Here is a 14,697-nt window from a genome sequence, read left to right on the forward strand (position 1 = left end):
CGCTCAAACGGTCGGGTAGGTGCCTGAGCGCAGGATCTCGCGCGTCACGTTCTGCAGCTGCGTGTGGCCGCAGAAGGCCATCGTCACATCCAGCTCCTTGTGCAGCATCTGCAGCATCTTGGTGACGCCGGCCTCGCCCATGGCACCCAGCCCGTAGACCATCGCGCGGCCCACCATCGTGCCGCGCGCGCCCAGCGCCCATGCCTTCAACACGTCCTGGCCGGAGCGGATGCCGCCGTCCATCCAGACCTCGATCTGCTGGCCCACCTCGGCCACGATGGCCGGCAGCGCATGGATGCTGCTGGGCGCGCCGTCCAGCTGCCGGCCGCCGTGGTTGCTGACGACGATGGCGTCGGCCCCCGCCTGCGCGGCGAGCTTGGCATCCTCGACTTCCATGATCCCCTTCAGGATCAGCTTGCCGCCCCACTTCTCCTTGACCCAGGCGATGTCGGCCCAGGACAGGCGCGGGTCGAACTGCTCGTTCGTCCAGGCGGACAGCGAGCGCATGTCGCTGACGCCCTTCACATGGCCCACGAGGTTGCGGAAGGTGTGGCGCTTCGTGCCCGCCATGCCCAGCACCCAGCGTGGCTTGGTGGCCAGGTTGAGGATGTTGGCAAGCGTGGGCCGCGGCGGCGCGGTAAGGCCGTTCTTCAGGTCCTTGTGGCGCTGGCCGATGACTTGCAGGTCCAGCGTCAGCACCAGCGCCGAGCACTTCGCGGCCTTGCAGCGGTCGATCATGCGCGCCATGGCCTCGCGGTCGCGCATCATGTAGAGCTGGAACCAGAACGGCGACGAGGTGTTCTCGGCGATGTCCTCGATGGAGCAGATGCTCATCGTCGACAGCGTGAACGGGATGCCGAACTTCTCGGCCGCGCGCGCGGCGTGGATCTCGCCGTCGGCGTGCTGCATGCCGGTCAGGCCCACGGGCGCGATGGCCACGGGCATCTTGGCGTCAATGCCGATCATCTTCACCGCCGTGCTGCGGCCTTCCATGTTGACGGCCACCCGCTGGCGCAGCTTGATGGCCTGGAAGTCGCTCTCGTTGGCGCGGTAGGTGGTCTCGGTCCAGGAGCCGGAGTCGGCGTAGTCGTAGAACATACGCGGCACGCGCTTCTCGGCCAGTTGGCGCAGGTCTTCGACGCAGGTGATGACGGGCATGGCGTGGGCCTGTTTGGAGAAGGCCGCGATGCTAGGCCGGCGCTTGGCGCCTGTCCCGGAAAAAGCGTCAGGCGGTGGCGGAAGAGTTTTCCGCCAGCGTGGCGCAGTGGGCGTGCAGCCAGGCGGCGAAGGCTTCGGTGGCGGCGCTGGCGCGGTGACAGATGAGGCCGTATTGCCGCTCGGCCGGCACCGTCAGTGCATAGGGCTGCACGAGGCGTCCATCGGCAAGCTCGTGCCGCGCCAGGCTCAGCCGCGCCAGCGCGACGCCCTGGCCGGCCAGCGCGGCGGCCAGCGTCAGGCCCAGGTCGACGAAACGCGGGCCTTCGTCGGGCTCGGCGGCATCGGCCAGGCCGGCGGCCTGCAGCCAGGGCGCCCAGGGCTGCAGCGGCGTGCGCAGCAGCGGCAGCGCGAGTAGGTCGGCGCGCGTCTGCAGTGGCGCGTGCTTGGCCAGCAGCGTGGGTGACGCCAGCGGCGTCAGGCGGTCGTGCAGCAGCACCTGGGCTGGCGCGATATCGCCGGGCACCGCGCCGTGGCGGATCTCGGCGTCGGCGCCTGCATCCCCCTCGGCCAGCAGCGGCACGGACAGCGTCAGCTCCAGCTCGATGTGCGGATGCGCCGCCGTGAAGCCGGGCAGGGCGGGCACGAGCACCTGGCGCGCGAAGGTGGGTGTGGAGCTGACGCGCAGCCGCTCGCGCTGCTGGCTGGCGCGCTGGTGCAGCGGGATGGCCTGCAGCAGCGCCAGTGCCTGGCGGACCTGGGGCAGGTATTCGTGGCCGGTGGGCGTCAGGCTCAGACCCTTGGTGCTGCGGCTCAGCAGTTCCTGGCCCAGGCGCTCTTCCAGCCCGGCCAGTCGCTTGGCGATGGCGCTGGCGGTCAGCGCGAGTTCGCCGCCGGCCGCTTCGAAGCTGCCCAGGCGGGCGCAGGCTTCGAAGGCCAGCAATGCGTCAAGTGAGGGAAGACGGGCGGCGGTCATCGCAGGCAGGAATGTGCCACCGAACGTGGCGCACCACGACGATGAGCGTCAAAGCCTTGGCCGACTTCGCCATGACCCTGCCTGGCGCGACGCAGGACATCAAGTGGGGCGCCGACGGGGTCACCAGCGCGCCGTTGCGACGCGCTCGATGAGGCCTGCCTACCGGACCTCGTGAAAGGTGGTCCGGTCGAAGTGAGCCACGTTGTAGACAAGCTGGGTGGTGCTGCCTTCCGTTGCCGTGACCTTGAGGCTGCGGACGCTGACAGGGCAGAAGTCACTCAGCGCAAATCGCGCCTTCACTTCCCGCTCGCCCGCGGGTACGGTGAACTGCGTGAACTCGCCTCTTGCGAGCGTCGCCACGGGCGAACCGTCCACGAAGATGGACACGTCGCAAGCGCCGCCTGCGACGCCCGATGAGCGCTTCACTTGGATGACGGCCTGTCCGGCCGCGGCGGTCAAGGCCTGGCCAGGCACCGCCGGCACATCATTTGCTGGTCCGTCATGGGTGGCGGCCGTTGCGAGCCCCGCAATGAGCAGCGAGCCGCTCAGCTGGATCGTGCACAGAAGCTTGTTCATGTAACCCTCCCTTTGTTGCGGGCGATCCTAGCCACGGGGGCTCGCCGCTGCAACCGGAAATTGGCTAGCTAGGGAAGACCATGCTTCGCGATACCACTGACCCACTGACCGCAATGGTGACAGGGCTTGCTCAGCGGCCGGCCGCCGACCGCTCCCGCGCCTCGTGCAGCGTCGCCAGCGTGATCTTGCGCACCTCCGCCTTGCTCTGCTCGACATGGCTGCGCAGCAGCAGCTGGGCTTGGTCCACCTTGCGCTGCATGACCGCGCGCAGGATCTTGGCGTGCTCGGCGTAGGTGGCCTCGATGCGGTGGCCGCGCGTGAAGTCCAGGTGCCGGATGATGCGGATCTGCTCGGTCACGTCCCAGTGCACGCGCGCCATCTCGGCGTTGCCGGCGGCGCGCACCAGCGTGGCGTGGAAGGCCTCGTCCAGTTGCCCCACCTCGCGCGCGTCGCTCAGCCGCTCGGCAGCCGGGACGAGCCAGATGGCCTTCAGCGACTCCAGCTCCGGTGACGGCGCGCCGGTGTGCGCGCACAGCTTGGCCACGGCCGCCAGCTCCAGGATCACGCGCAGGTCGTAGAGCTGCTCCAGCCGGCCGAAGTCGATCGGCCGGACCGACCAGCCGGTCTTGGCCTCCACGTCGAGGAAGCCCTCGTTGCGCAGCTTGAACAGCGCCTCGCGCACCGGCGTGCGGCTGACGCCCAGGCGCTGGCCCAGCTCGGCCTCGGAGAAGCGATCGCCCGGCACCAGCTGGAAGTCGTTCAGCTCGGCCTTGAGCCGGGCGTAGACCTGCTCGGCCAGGTTGGCGCGCACGGCGCCGGTGGCGGGCGCGGAGGAAGGATCAAGGGGAACCCGCATGGCGCCGATGTTAGCGAGCCGAGAGCGGCGCCCCCATGCGCAGGGTCAACGCCGCACCTCGCGCTGGAAGATCTCCAGGCTGCGCTTCTTGGCGCTGACGAAGCTGGGCTCCGACAAGGTCGCCACCGTGCGCGGCCGCGGGTCCTCGTATTTCAGGATCTCGGCCACCTTGGTGGGCCTCTTGGTCAGCAGCAGCACCTCGTCCGCCAGATACACGGCCTCCTCCAGGTCGTGCGAGACCAGCATCATGGTGGTGCCCGTCTGCATGAAGACCTCCTGCAGCTTCTCGCGGATGAACAGGGTCATCTCGAAGTCGAGTGCCGAGAAGGGCTCGTCCAGGAACAGCACCTCGGGCTCGGGCGCCAGCGCGCGCATGATGGATGCCGTCTGCTGCTGCCCGCCGGAGAGTTCATACGGGTAGCGGTTCAGGTCGAACTTGACGTCGAAGCTCTCCACCAGCTCGGCCATGCGGCGGTCCACCTCGGCCTTGCTGCGGCCTTCCAGCTTCAGCGGGTAGGCGATGTTGTCGATGGTGCGCATCCACGGGAACATCGCCTCGCGGTAGTTCTGGAACACGTAGCCGATCTTGGTGTCCTTGAGGCTCTTGCCGTCGAACAGGATCTGGCCCGAGTCGATGGGAATCAGCCCCGCGATCATGTTGATCAGCGTGCTCTTGCCGCAGCCGTTGGGGCCGAAGACGGAGACTATTCTGTTCTTCGGGATGTCGAGATTGAAGTCTTCATACAGCGGCCAGCCGGCGAAGTATTTCGTCAGGCCGCGGATGGTGATGTGGGTGCCGGCCGGGCCGGGCTGGAAGGGGCGCACCGGCACATCGGCCACGACGGGGGCGTTCAGGACTGCGTTCATCTTCCACTCCAATGGACGATCTTGCGTTCCATGACCAGGAACAGGATGTTGAGCACATAGCCCAGGATGCCGGCGGCCAGGATGGCGGCGTACATGGTCTTCACGTTCAGCACCTGCTGGGCGTCGATGATGCGGTGGCCCAGGCCGTTGTCCGAACCGATGAACATCTCGGCCACGACGACGATGACCAGCGCCATCGACACCGCCGAGCGCAGGCCCACGAAGCTGGGCTGCAGGCTCTCCCACACCAGCACGTCCTTGAAGATCTGCCAGCGCGAGGCACCCATCACCTTGGCCGCCATGACCCGCTGCTTGCGCGCGTTGATGACACCGTAGGCGCTGTTGAAGACGACGATCAGGAAGGCGCCGAAGGCCGCGATGGCGACCTTGTTGATGTCCGACACGCCGAAGATCAGCAGGAACAGCGGGATCAGCGCCGACGACGGCGTGGAGCGAAAGAAGTCGATCAGGAACTCGACGCTGCGGTAGGCGCGCTCGTTGCTGCCCAGCAGCACGCCCAGCGGCATGCCGATGACGGCGGCGATCAGGAAGGCCTGCACCGTGCGCCACACGGTGACGGCGAAGTCCAGCAGCAGCGGCCCGCCGGCCAGGCCGGTGACCAGGGTGCCGAGCGTGTCCAGCGGTGGCGGCAGCAGGATGGGGCGGATGAGGCCGAAGCGCACCACCAGGTCCCAGATGACGAAGAGGATCAGCGGGCCGATGAAGGGCAGCAGCCTGGCGACGTTGAAGCGCGGCGCGCGCACGGCAGGCTGGCTGTCGGCTTTCTGCCAGGGCGGTGTGGCGGCGGGAGCTTGTTCCATGGCTCAGGCCTTGTAGAGGAGTGAGGTCACGTCCAGCTTCTTCCCGAACACACCCTTCTCGGTGAACAGGTCGAAGAACTTCTGGAAGTGCGCCACGTCGCTGGGCGTGAACTCGTTGTAGAGCATGTAGGAGGCCAGCGGCACCTCGCCAGTCAGCGGGCCTTCGATGGCGGTGTAGCCCTTCAGGAAGGCGCGCGCCTGGGCCGGGTCCTTGCGCACGAGGTCGATGCCGCGCGCATAGGCGGCGATGTACTTCTTCGTCTCGACGGGGTGCTTCTTGATGAACTCGGTCGTCAGCGTGGCCGAGCCGCCGTGCCACGGTGCCAGCGGGTCGCCGAGGATGTACTTGGCGATGACGCCCGCTTCCAGCACCCGTGTCGTGCCATTGAGCCGGCCCACGGTGCCGGTGGGCTCCAGCGTGTAGACGGCGTCCACCTGGCCTGCGGCGAGTGCGGCCACGTGCTGGCCGATGGGCAGCTCGGTCACCGATGTGCCGGCCGCGCCCGCGCGCTCCAGCACGGCCATCGCCAGCACCTTGTTCTGGATGCCGGGGCCGCTGGCCACGCGCTTGCCCTTCAGCTCCGCCAGCGTCTTGATGGGGCTGTCCTTGGGCACGAGGAACTGGTCGAGCACGTACTTCTGATTGCTCGGGTTGGTGGCGATGATCTTGAAAAGCCCGGGCGATGCGATCTCGCCCACTCCCAGGTTGCCCGAGCCCGTGCCGTTGGAGCTGCCGTCGCAACGGCCGGCCAGCATGGCCTCCATCACCTGCTGCGCGCCGGCGAACTTGAGCGCCTCCACGTCGAGGCCGGCTTCCTTGAAGTAGCCCTTCTCCATGGCGGCGTAAAAGGGCAGCCCGGCCGCCACCGGCCAGTAGCCGATGCGGATCTTGGGCGTCTGGGCGCGCACGAGGGCGGGCGCGCCCAGCGTGGCCACGGCGGCGGCCGCGCCCAGCAGGGTGCGGCGCTGGGTCTTCAGCAACGGCGAATGGGGCATCTTCAACTCCTGGATGGGTGGGGACGTGCCGATACGGCAGGCCGGTTGGCTGGCTGCTCGCATCAGGTGCACGGACTGGTATACCAATCGGGATTCCAGCATCAAGCGTGCCAGTTGTGATGCGCCGGCGTGGGCTCCCCGCGCTGCCTATGGCGCGCGGCGTCTGTCCGGCTGCGGTGCCTGCCCTGCGGCGCTTCCAGCGGCAGCGCCGCGGGGCGTGTTGCCTCAGATTGGGGCAGAACGCCCTCAGTGGTGGTGCGTTCCTTCGCGCCGCTGGTACCCGCTCTGCATGGGCAGCGGGTCGATGAAGAGCGGCGAGGGGATCGCCGTCGCCAGCGCGCGCGACACCGCGCAGGCGGTGCTTGCGGCCTGGCCAGGCGTGCACAATGCACCGCTATGCAAAACCAACCCTGGTTGAAGCCTGCACCGCCTGATTACAGCGTCCGCCCGGTCTTTCGCGTGCTCGGCGCCGCGCTTCTTGCGTTGATGGCCTGCTTCACCTTCATGCAAGCCTTGGGGCTGCTGCAGGTCGGCGAACTCAAGCCCGCCCAATGCAGCGGCAGCCGCCAGTTCTTCTGCGTGCTGAGCAATCAGCTGCTCGCCGCCATCCCGCCGCGCAATCAGGGGCCGATGGCCGCGCTCGGCGGCTTTGCGTCGGCTGCGCTCATTGCCGTATTCGCCGCTGTACTGCTGAAACCACTGCTGTTCAAGCCGCGTCGCTGACCGGCGCGCGGCCACCTACCTCGGCGTGCCGAACTCCTGAGACCAATAGGTGCGATAGGTGTTGCTGGCGCTGCCCGCGATGCAGGCCACGCCGATGTCGCGGAAGGCCGGGTTCATCAGGTTGGCGCGATGGCCGTCGCTCTTCATCCAGCCGTCCACGACCTGCGCCACGCTGGTCTGCCCGGCGGCGATGTTCTCGCCCACGCCGCGCCAGGCGTAGCCGGCCGCGGTGACGCGGTCGCCGGCGCTGCTGCCGTTGCTGCCCGTGTGGCTGAAGAAGTTGCCCGCAGCCATGTCGTCGCTGTGCACCACGGCGGCCTGGGTCAGCTGGGCGTTCCAGGTCAGCTCGGCGGCCGCAGGGAACGCGCCCCGCGCGCCACAGGTGGCGCCGGCGCGGCGATGCGCGTTGACGGCCGCCAGCATGTCGGCCTGGAAGTCGGGCAGGTTGCAGGTGATGCGCGTGCCAGCGTTCGCGGGCGCTGGCGTCGTGGGAGACGGCGCGGCGACGACCGGGCTGTTCGGCGCGGCGCTGCTGCTTTCGCTACCGCCGCCACCGCAGCCAGCCAATGCGAGGGCAAGGGCGAGTGCTGCGGTCGGCGCGGCGCGCGGGGTGCTGCAGGCAAGTCGAGCCGTCGGGGTGTGGGAAGGTGCGGGGGTGGTGCGGCGCAAGGAACTCATAGGGCACCAGCGTGGCACAGCCGGGCTCGGTGCCGGTTACCGCGTGCTGCCACGCCAGACGGGCGGCAACATCCCCACACAACTGGCCCCAGGCCACCGGCGATCGTGCGACTTTTGTCTCGGTGCGCGCGCGAGGCTCGGGTGGGCGGGGCGCTCAGAAGCTGAGCGTCGTCGGTCCGGCGTCGCGCGACGTGGGCCTGAGGTACTCGCCCAGGGTGCCCGCCATGGCGGCCACGACGCCGGCGGCCAGGCGGCCGGCATGGCGGAGCGAGCGCGTCTGGGCGTTCGCCCTGGACTGGGCCTGCATCTGGCGCGGCTGCACGACGGCCTGCATCAGGGCCAGCTCATGCTGGCGCTCCTGCACGAGGAAGAACAGGCGGTTGGGGTCGGCGAAGCGTTCTGCCAGCACGCGCACGGCCTTCAGCTCGCGCCTGCGCACCCGCACGCCCTGGGGGCGCAGCGTGCAACCCAGCGTGCGGGCGCGCAGGTAGAGCGCCTTGGCGGCCAGGCGGTCCGGCAGGCAGCCGACACCGGCGAACAGGCAGTTGGCGAGGTTGTATGTGGCTTCGGCATGGCCCATGGAGGCGGCCGCGACATAGGCGGTCAGGCCGGCCGTCTCGTCGGCCGGACCGCCACGGCCGGTCATCAGCACACGGCCGAGCTGGAAGCGCCCGAGGGCGCTGCGCCGCGCGGCGGCCTTCTGCAGCAGGGCACGCGCCTGCACGGCATCGGCCGCGACCCCCAGGCCTTCCAGCAGGCACAGGCCCAGCATGGCGATGCCCTCGCCGTCGCCGCTGTCGGCCGCGGCACGGAACCAGCCTGCCGCGCGCTCGTAGTCGGGCGGCGTTTTGTGGAACAGGGCCAGCCCGTGCTCCAGCGGGTTGACAGGCGGCGCGGTGAGTGCGGGGGTGGTCGGGGTGTTCATCCGGCGGGCAGGTCGATGGCGCGCGTGGGCAAGGCGTATCCCTAGATTCTCGGCCAGGCTCCCGCCGCGCTTTGCGGCAACGGGCCCTGAATGCGGGGGGCTACGGCAAGAAGCAGGGGCCATGCCTGCTCCCCCGCCTGCCCGGAGCGCCCTGACGCTGCCCGGCATGACCCATGGCATCCAATGGGGCACGCCCTGTCTGGCCGACCGCGCGCGGAGGGGTTTGCCCAGATCCTGGGTTCAGCGGCCGCCGTCGCCTTCCCTGCGCGTCACACCCCGCAGGTCGAGCCGCTGGGCCGGCACGCCGGTCGTCTCGCCCTGCGCGTGCAGCGCCTTGGGCTGGCTGCCCGGCGCCGCACGCGCGGGCGCGAGGCGTTGCAGCTGCAGGTCCGTCGCGCGCGCATCCGCCGGTACGCGCAGGATGTATTCCGCAGAGGGGCGCACCACGATGGCATGGCCGCCGCCGGGCTCCAGCGGGCCGCGCAGGATGCGCGGATCGTCGACGCTGCCTTGCCACAGCACCTGGCCCTGGCTGTCCAGCATCTGCCAGCCGAGCGGGCTGCCAGTGGACACGTTCCACGCAGCTGCTGTGGCCTGTGGTGCCTGGAAGCGCCGAGCGCCGAGCAGTTCGTGCCCGTCGGGCGTGACGCGCATCCGCAGGGTCACGAACTCGCCGGCCGTTGCGGCGCAGGCGGCGCAGGACAACGCCAGGGCCAGTGTGACGTGCAGGGGCGAAGGCTTCATGGCACGGTCCAGGTCAAGGAGTTCACGACACCCTGGTCCAGCCGCACGCGGCCGGTCAGGTCCACGAGGTCCACGCGCACCTGCAGGGCGCCGGGCGTGCTCACCTGCAACTGGCCCGCGCCGCGCTGGTCGGTGCGTTCGACGCCGTCGACGTACCAGCGGGTCTCGGCAATGGATCGGCCCAGCAGCGGCTGGGCCTCGAAGAGCCAGCCTTCGGCGGGCTGTGCGTTGCGGGTCAGGGTGGCGCCGACGGCCGGGGCGATGCGGCGCCAGGCGCCGCCCTTGGCATAGACGCTGAGCGCCCAGGCCTCGGCATTGACCGGGCCCAGCAGCTTGGTGTCGGAGCGCATGAAGCTGTCGAAGGTGGGGCGGTAGATGCCGTTCGAGACGTAGCCACCGCCTTCGAACAGGCCGACGACATCCGGCTGCATCGTCAAGGCGTTCACCGGCGACGGCAGGGGCGTGTCCGCAGCGATCCAGTGCCGCCAGGGGATCTCGTTCCTGTCGGTCTTGAGGGTGAGGTTGGGTGAATTGAATTGACGGAAAGGGGTGGTGTCAGGGGCCTGCGTGTATTCGTCCGCCAGGCCGGCAAAGGCGTGCCCGAGTTCATGCACGGCGACTTCCGCAGACTTCGGCTGGCGTGTGACGGCTGCGACGCCGGAGCCACCGCTGCCACCGAATGCGGTGCTGTTGAGGATGAGCACGATCGAGCTGTAGTGGGGAAGGTGGGCCAGCGCGGCACGCTTGACCAGGCCGTCCTCGAAGCAGATGGCACGGGCGACGCCGGAGCAACCGAGCCGGGCGCCCAGGGGCGAGGCTTTGGCCTGGCCGGTGGCGTCGTCGAGCACGACGAGCTCGGCCACGTGCACGTTCCAGGCGTCGCGATGGGCGGCGATCTCGGGGCGGCTGAAAAGCTCGTTCAGCACGCCGGTGGCAGCGTCGCGGTAGAGACCCATGTCCGCCGGCAGGAAGCCGTCGTTCAAGATGAGCAGGTGGATGCCGGGGCTGTCCCGGGCGCCGAGCAGGGAGGTCAGCTTCAGCGACTTGGGCCAGGCAATCATGGGCACCGTCAGGCTGCCCTTGTGGCCCTGACTGTTGGTCGCCGACAGCGCAATGGTGGTCTCAACGGGCTGGTCCTCGGCGAGTGAGGTGACCACCAGCCTGCTGCCTCCGGTGATGGCGCAGGTGATGTGGGCGCTGCATTTGACGGTCCACGTCTCCTTGCCGTCCCCCCCGACGACGTAGAGGCCGATGTCGAAAGGCCAGCCGGCCGTCACGTCGTACGGGATGGGCGGCCAATCCACCTTCAGGCTGGCCGTGGCGGCGGAAGCCGCAGACGTGGGGGGCTGCGCTGCGGAAGCCGCCGGGGCCGCAGGGGTGGCCACCGGGGTCACGGTCTCGGCGCTGGTTCCGCCGCCACCGCCGCCGCAGGCTGCGAGCGCAGCGAACAGGCACGCCGCACAAGCGCGCATCAGCGCGCGAAGCCAGGGGATGGAATTGGGCTGCATCACGGGAGTGCCTGAGGGCCAGGTCTTGATGCTAGCCAGGCTGACAACGTTGTCTGACTAGCAAATACCCCGTTAGGTCATGACCTCCGATCAGACCTGCCACCACGCCGGCAGCAGCGCCCGCACTTCCGGCCGCCGGTAGCGCTGGTCCAACAGCCAGACATAACCCTTGTCGTCGACGGAGCGCAGCACGCGGCCCGCAGCCTGCACGACTTTCTGCAGGCCAGGCACGAGGTCGGCGTAGCCGTGGTCGGCGCCGAACATCGTGTCCAGCCGCTCGCGCACCTGCTCCTGCAGCGGCGACACCGGCGGCAGGCCCAGCGTGGCGATGAAGGCGCCGATGAGGCGCGTGCCGGGCAGGTCCACGCCCTCGGCGAACGCGCCACCCAGCACAGCGAAGCCGATGCCGCGGCCGCCCTCCACGAAGCGATCGAGGAAGCCGCGCCGCGCCGCGTCGCCCATCGCGCGGGCCTGGCTCCATTGCGGCACGTCCGGGTGGCGCAGCGCCAGCCGCGCGGCGGCCTTGTCGAGGTAGTCGAAGCTGCTGAAAAAGGCGAGGTAGTTGCCGGGGTGCTGCCCGTACTGCGTGGCGAGCACGTCCACCAGCGCATCGAGCGAGGCCTCGCGGTGTTCCCAACGCGTCGACAGATTGGCCACCTGCACGGTCAGGTGCTCGGGCGGGAAGGGTGCGGGCACGTCGATCCAGGCGGTGTCGTCGGGCAGGCCCAGCAGGTGGCGCGGGTAGTCCGGCGGGCCCAGCGTCGCGGAGAACAGTGTGACGCTGTGACAGCCCTCGAAGCGTTCCTTCAGGAAGTGGCCGGGCACGATGTTGCGCACGGAGAGCCGCACGTCGGTGCTGCCCTCGTCTTCGTCCTCCAGCAGCGAGAGGTTGGCTGGCGCATCCATCGCTGGCCGCGTGGCCGCGCTGCGCTGCAGGTCGCACAGCGAGTGCGTGTCCAGCCGGTCCAGCAGGCGCTGCAGGTTGAAGGACTCGAAATAGAACTCCAGCATCGGCCCCACTTCGAGCGGGTGGTTCTGCACATACTCGCCCAAGGCGACGTTGACGCGCTGCAGCGCCTCGCCCAGCGCCTCGGGCACGGCCGGCAGCGGCTGGTAGTCGGCGGCCTGGGCCTGGCCCAGCGTGGCCAGCTCTTTGGCCAGGCCCCGCAGCGGCGCGCGCAGGCTGACCGGCGCTTCGGCAATGGCCGCGCGCACGCGCTCCAGGCTCAGGCTGGTGCTGTACATGTCGCGGGCGCGGTCGATGAGGTTGTGCGCCTCGTCCACCAGCAGTGCCAGCTTCCAGCCCTGGGCTTGGGCCAGGCCGTAGAGCTGGCCGTGGGGGTCGAAGGCGTGGTGCACGTCGCCCACCACCACGTCCGCCCAGCGCAGCAGTTCCTGGCCGAGGTAGTAGGGGCAAACGTCGTGTCTGAGCGCAACGCGGCGCTGGGTCGGCGCGTCCAGCCAGCCTGCCTGCACGGCCTCGGCGCGGGCAGCAGGCAGCCGGTCGTAGAAGTCGTGCGCCAGCGGGCAGGCGTCGCCGTGGCAGGCCTTGGTGGGGTGCTCGCAGGCCTGCTCCTTGGCCACCAGCGTCAGCACGCGCAGCGCCTTCGTCGGTGCGGCCTCGCGCAGTGAGTGCAAGGCCTCCAGCGCAGTGAGGCGGCCGGTGCCCTTGCAGGTCATGTAGCCGATCTTGTCTAGCCGCTGCCCGGGCATGGCGCGCAGCAGCGGGTAGAGCGTGCCCAGCGTCTTGCCGATGCCGGTGGGCGCTTGCGCCAGCAGGTGGCGGCCGTGGGCGGCGACGCGGTAGACGGCTTCGGCCAGCAGGCGCTGGCCCGGGCGCAGCTCGCGCAAGGGGAAGGGCAGCGTGCTCAAGTCCGTATTGCGCGCGCTGCGGTGAGCGGCCTCTTGCGCGGCCCAGGCCTCGAACTGCGCACAGCGCGCCTCGAACGCGGCCTGCAGCGCGGCGGCGTTGACCTTCTCGCGTATCACCGTCTCGTGCTGCGTGTCGGCGTCCACGTAGACCAGGGCCAGCTCCAGCTCGGCCAGGCCGCGGTCGGCGGCGATCAGCGCGCCATAGGTTTCCAGCTGGGCCCAGTGCAGCGCGCGGCGGTTCTCGGGGATCAGCTCGACCGGGCCGCGGATGGTCTTGATCTCCTCCAGCCGGTTCACGTCCGCCTCATAGCCATCGGCCCGGCCGCGCACGCGCAGGTTGCCGTGCACGGCTTCCAGAGGCAACTCGATCTCGTAACCCGGCGAGCGGCGCGCCAGCACGGCCAGCTGGACGGCCTGGCCCTCCAGCGCGGTGGCCGAGGGCGTGAAGCGGCGGTCCAGGCTGCCGCGCTTGGCGGTGAACTCGCACAGGCTGCGGACCGAGACGGTGTAGGTCCAGGCGCTCAAAACAAGCTCAGGTTGTCGGGCGCAGGCATTGTCTCGGCGCGGGCCGCTGCCGGTGCCGCCAGCGCCTCGCTGGCATGCACGAGGTTGCCGATGCGCACGCCCATCAGCCGCAGCCGCTTGTCGAACTTGACGCGCTTGAGGCACAGGCCCACGGCGTGGCGGATGTCGGCGGCGCTGGTGATGGGGGCCTTCAGCGTCTGGTCGCGCGTGACGGTCACAAAGCCCTCGAAGCGCAGCTTGATGCCCACCGTCTTGCCGGCGTAGCGCTTGCGGGCGAGGTCGCGCGACAAGCTCTCGCACAGCTCGTCCATGATGCCGCCGAGCAGGGCACGGTCATGCACGGCGTGCAGGTCGCGCTCGAAGGTGGTCTCGCGGCTGATGGACACGGGCTCGCTGTGCGTGACGACGGGGCGGCTGTCGCGCCCGTGCGAGGCGGCGTGCAGCCACTGGCCGTAGCTCTCGCCGAACTGCGCGACGAGCCAGGCGGGGTCGGCGGCGGCGATGTCGCCCACCGTCTCCAGCCCCAGCTTGACGAGCTTGTCGCTGGCCTTGGGCCCGATGCCGTTGATCTTGCGCACGGCCAGTGGCCAGATGCGGGCCGGGATGTCCTCCAGCGTCAGCACGCTGATGCCGTCGGGCTTGTCCAGCTCGCTGGCGATCTTTGACAGCAGCTTGTTGGGCGTGACGCCGATGGAGCAGGTCAGGCCGGTCGCGCGGCCGACCGAGTTCTTGATCTCGCGCGCCACCGCCTTGGCGCCGCCCAGCGGGTCGTGGCCGACCGCGTCACGCACGCCGGGCACGTCGCTCAGGTCGATGTAGATCTCGTCGATGCCGCGGTCCTCGATGACCGGCGCGACCTCGGCCACGGCCGCCTTGAAGAGCCGCGAATACTTTCGGTAGGCCTCGAAGTCGGCCGGCAGCAAGATGGCGTCCGGCGCGCGCAGGGCGGCTTTCATCAAGCCCATGGCCGAGAACACGCCGAGGTCGCGGGCGGCATAGGTGCTGGTCGTGACGACGCCGCGCCCGGTGTAGTGGCGCAGCCGCGCGTACTGCCAGCTGCCGTCGTCCAGCTGCCGTGGCGCATCCGCCCGCCGCCCGCCAATGACGACCGCCTCGCCCTTGAGCTGCGGATAACGCAGCAGCTCGACGGATGCGTAGAAGGCATCCATGTCGAGGTGGGCGATCCAGCGGGGTGGCTGCTGCATGGGGTCGAGATTGTCGGCGGGGGTGCTGACACGGAGGGGCAGCAGGCTGCTCAGGATCAACGGTCATAAATGATCGAAACGTGCCGGCGATTGGCCGGCCAGCCCGTGGTGGCAAGGGTTTCCATGGTGTCGGGGTAGTTGCCACCTTCAAACGTGGGAGGTGTGTCGCGGAAATCGGGGACGGTCTGTCTTACTGGAGCTGACGCCAACCTGTCTGCGTTGTGGCACGGCTTATGCACCAGTCGATTGCTCGGTGCCCAGCAGCTGATG

Annotated in this window: 14 protein-coding genes; 1 reads left to right on the plus strand and 13 read right to left on the minus strand. The window is 69.5% G+C overall.

Translation table 11 applies throughout. From position 1 onward, the window contains the following. Nucleotides 1–3: 3 nt before the first annotated feature. From ACG00Y_RS25785 to ACG00Y_RS25815, 7 genes are all read right to left on the minus strand, one after another. The gene (locus ACG00Y_RS25785; RefSeq protein WP_394483969.1) at nt 4–1,158 is read right to left on the minus strand and encodes an alpha-hydroxy acid oxidase; all 1,155 of its coding nucleotides are present in this window, start codon (nt 1,156–1,158) and stop codon (nt 4–6) included. Nucleotides 1,159–1,225: 67 nt separating this feature from the next. Next, nucleotides 1,226–2,131, minus strand: a complete 906-nt coding sequence (locus ACG00Y_RS25790; RefSeq protein ID WP_394483971.1) for a LysR substrate-binding domain-containing protein — start codon at nt 2,129–2,131, stop codon at nt 1,226–1,228. 159 nt (nt 2,132–2,290) lie between these two features. Then, nucleotides 2,291–2,707 (minus strand): hypothetical protein, encoded by a 417-nt coding sequence (locus ACG00Y_RS25795; RefSeq protein ID WP_394483973.1) that lies wholly within the window; start codon nt 2,705–2,707, stop codon nt 2,291–2,293. Between the two features lie 130 nt (nt 2,708–2,837). Continuing rightward, a complete protein-coding gene (locus ACG00Y_RS25800; protein WP_394483975.1) occupies nt 2,838–3,563 on the minus strand; it encodes a GntR family transcriptional regulator in 726 nt (241 codons plus the stop codon). A 45-nt stretch (nt 3,564–3,608) separates the two neighbouring features. Next, on the minus strand, nt 3,609–4,430 hold the full coding sequence (locus ACG00Y_RS25805) for an ABC transporter ATP-binding protein (protein WP_394483977.1): 822 nt from the start codon (nt 4,428–4,430) through the stop codon (nt 3,609–3,611). Continuing rightward, complete coding sequence (locus ACG00Y_RS25810; protein WP_394483979.1) at nt 4,427–5,251, minus strand: ABC transporter permease; 825 nt, start codon at nt 5,249–5,251, stop codon at nt 4,427–4,429. Before ACG00Y_RS25810 ends, ACG00Y_RS25805 begins: the two co-directional genes overlap by 4 nt. Nucleotides 5,252–5,254: 3 nt before the next feature. Continuing rightward, the gene (locus ACG00Y_RS25815; protein ID WP_394483981.1) at nt 5,255–6,247 is read right to left on the minus strand and encodes an ABC transporter substrate-binding protein; all 993 of its coding nucleotides are present in this window, start codon (nt 6,245–6,247) and stop codon (nt 5,255–5,257) included. A 396-nt stretch (nt 6,248–6,643) separates the two neighbouring features. Here ACG00Y_RS25815 and ACG00Y_RS25820 point away from each other — a divergent pair, with 396 nt between their 5' ends. Continuing rightward, on the plus strand, nt 6,644–6,970 hold the full coding sequence (locus ACG00Y_RS25820; RefSeq protein WP_394483983.1) for a hypothetical protein: 327 nt from the start codon (nt 6,644–6,646) through the stop codon (nt 6,968–6,970). Between the two features lie 15 nt (nt 6,971–6,985). Here the strand turns inward: ACG00Y_RS25820 and ACG00Y_RS25825 are convergent, their stop codons facing one another. From ACG00Y_RS25825 to dinB, 6 genes are all read right to left on the minus strand, one after another. Beyond that, complete coding sequence (locus tag ACG00Y_RS25825; protein WP_394483985.1) at nt 6,986–7,648, minus strand: CAP domain-containing protein; 663 nt, start codon at nt 7,646–7,648, stop codon at nt 6,986–6,988. A 154-nt stretch (nt 7,649–7,802) separates the two neighbouring features. Then, the gene (locus ACG00Y_RS25830) at nt 7,803–8,573 is read right to left on the minus strand and encodes a tetratricopeptide repeat protein (protein WP_394483987.1); all 771 of its coding nucleotides are present in this window, start codon (nt 8,571–8,573) and stop codon (nt 7,803–7,805) included. A gap of 240 nt (nt 8,574–8,813) precedes the next feature. Then, nucleotides 8,814–9,317, minus strand: coding sequence for a hypothetical protein (locus ACG00Y_RS25835; RefSeq protein ID WP_394483989.1), 504 nt, complete (start codon nt 9,315–9,317; stop codon nt 8,814–8,816). Next, entirely contained in the window at nt 9,314–10,825 is a 1,512-nt protein-coding gene (locus ACG00Y_RS25840) for a M64 family metallopeptidase (protein WP_394483991.1), read from the minus strand. Before ACG00Y_RS25840 ends, ACG00Y_RS25835 begins: the two co-directional genes overlap by 4 nt. A 90-nt stretch (nt 10,826–10,915) precedes the next feature. Then, entirely contained in the window at nt 10,916–13,222 is a 2,307-nt protein-coding gene (locus tag ACG00Y_RS25845) for an ATP-dependent DNA helicase (protein ID WP_394483993.1), read from the minus strand. Further along, on the minus strand, nt 13,219–14,427 hold the full coding sequence (dinB, locus tag ACG00Y_RS25850; protein ID WP_394483995.1) for a DNA polymerase IV: 1,209 nt from the start codon (nt 14,425–14,427) through the stop codon (nt 13,219–13,221). The genes ACG00Y_RS25845 and dinB overlap by 4 nt, the downstream gene beginning before the upstream one ends. Nucleotides 14,428–14,697 lie beyond the last annotated feature (270 nt).

The organism is Pelomonas parva, from assembly GCF_043555835.1.
Taxonomy (GTDB): domain Bacteria; phylum Pseudomonadota; class Gammaproteobacteria; order Burkholderiales; family Burkholderiaceae_C; genus Pelomonas; species Pelomonas parva.

What these genes read in the sequence shown, in the direction of transcription:
- dinB (WP_394483995.1), bottom strand. Translation starts at nt 14,427, where the DNA reads ATGCAGCAGCCACCCCGCTGGATCGCCCACCTCGACATGGATGCCTTC.
- ACG00Y_RS25800 (WP_394483975.1), bottom strand. Translation starts at nt 3,563, where the DNA reads ATGCGGGTTCCCCTTGATCCTTCCTCCGCGCCCGCCACCGGCGCCGTG.
- ACG00Y_RS25805 (WP_394483977.1), bottom strand. Translation starts at nt 4,430, where the DNA reads ATGAACGCAGTCCTGAACGCCCCCGTCGTGGCCGATGTGCCGGTGCGC.
- ACG00Y_RS25810 (WP_394483979.1), bottom strand. Translation starts at nt 5,251, where the DNA reads ATGGAACAAGCTCCCGCCGCCACACCGCCCTGGCAGAAAGCCGACAGC.
- ACG00Y_RS25820 (WP_394483983.1), top strand. Translation starts at nt 6,644, where the DNA reads ATGCAAAACCAACCCTGGTTGAAGCCTGCACCGCCTGATTACAGCGTC.
- ACG00Y_RS25795 (WP_394483973.1), bottom strand. Translation starts at nt 2,707, where the DNA reads ATGAACAAGCTTCTGTGCACGATCCAGCTGAGCGGCTCGCTGCTCATT.
- ACG00Y_RS25790 (WP_394483971.1), bottom strand. Translation starts at nt 2,131, where the DNA reads ATGACCGCCGCCCGTCTTCCCTCACTTGACGCATTGCTGGCCTTCGAA.
- ACG00Y_RS25835 (WP_394483989.1), bottom strand. Translation starts at nt 9,317, where the DNA reads ATGAAGCCTTCGCCCCTGCACGTCACACTGGCCCTGGCGTTGTCCTGC.
- ACG00Y_RS25815 (WP_394483981.1), bottom strand. Translation starts at nt 6,247, where the DNA reads ATGCCCCATTCGCCGTTGCTGAAGACCCAGCGCCGCACCCTGCTGGGC.
- ACG00Y_RS25830 (WP_394483987.1), bottom strand. Translation starts at nt 8,573, where the DNA reads ATGAACACCCCGACCACCCCCGCACTCACCGCGCCGCCTGTCAACCCG.
- ACG00Y_RS25825 (WP_394483985.1), bottom strand. Translation starts at nt 7,648, where the DNA reads ATGAGTTCCTTGCGCCGCACCACCCCCGCACCTTCCCACACCCCGACG.
- ACG00Y_RS25785 (WP_394483969.1), bottom strand. Translation starts at nt 1,158, where the DNA reads ATGCCCGTCATCACCTGCGTCGAAGACCTGCGCCAACTGGCCGAGAAG.
- ACG00Y_RS25840 (WP_394483991.1), bottom strand. Translation starts at nt 10,825, where the DNA reads ATGCAGCCCAATTCCATCCCCTGGCTTCGCGCGCTGATGCGCGCTTGT.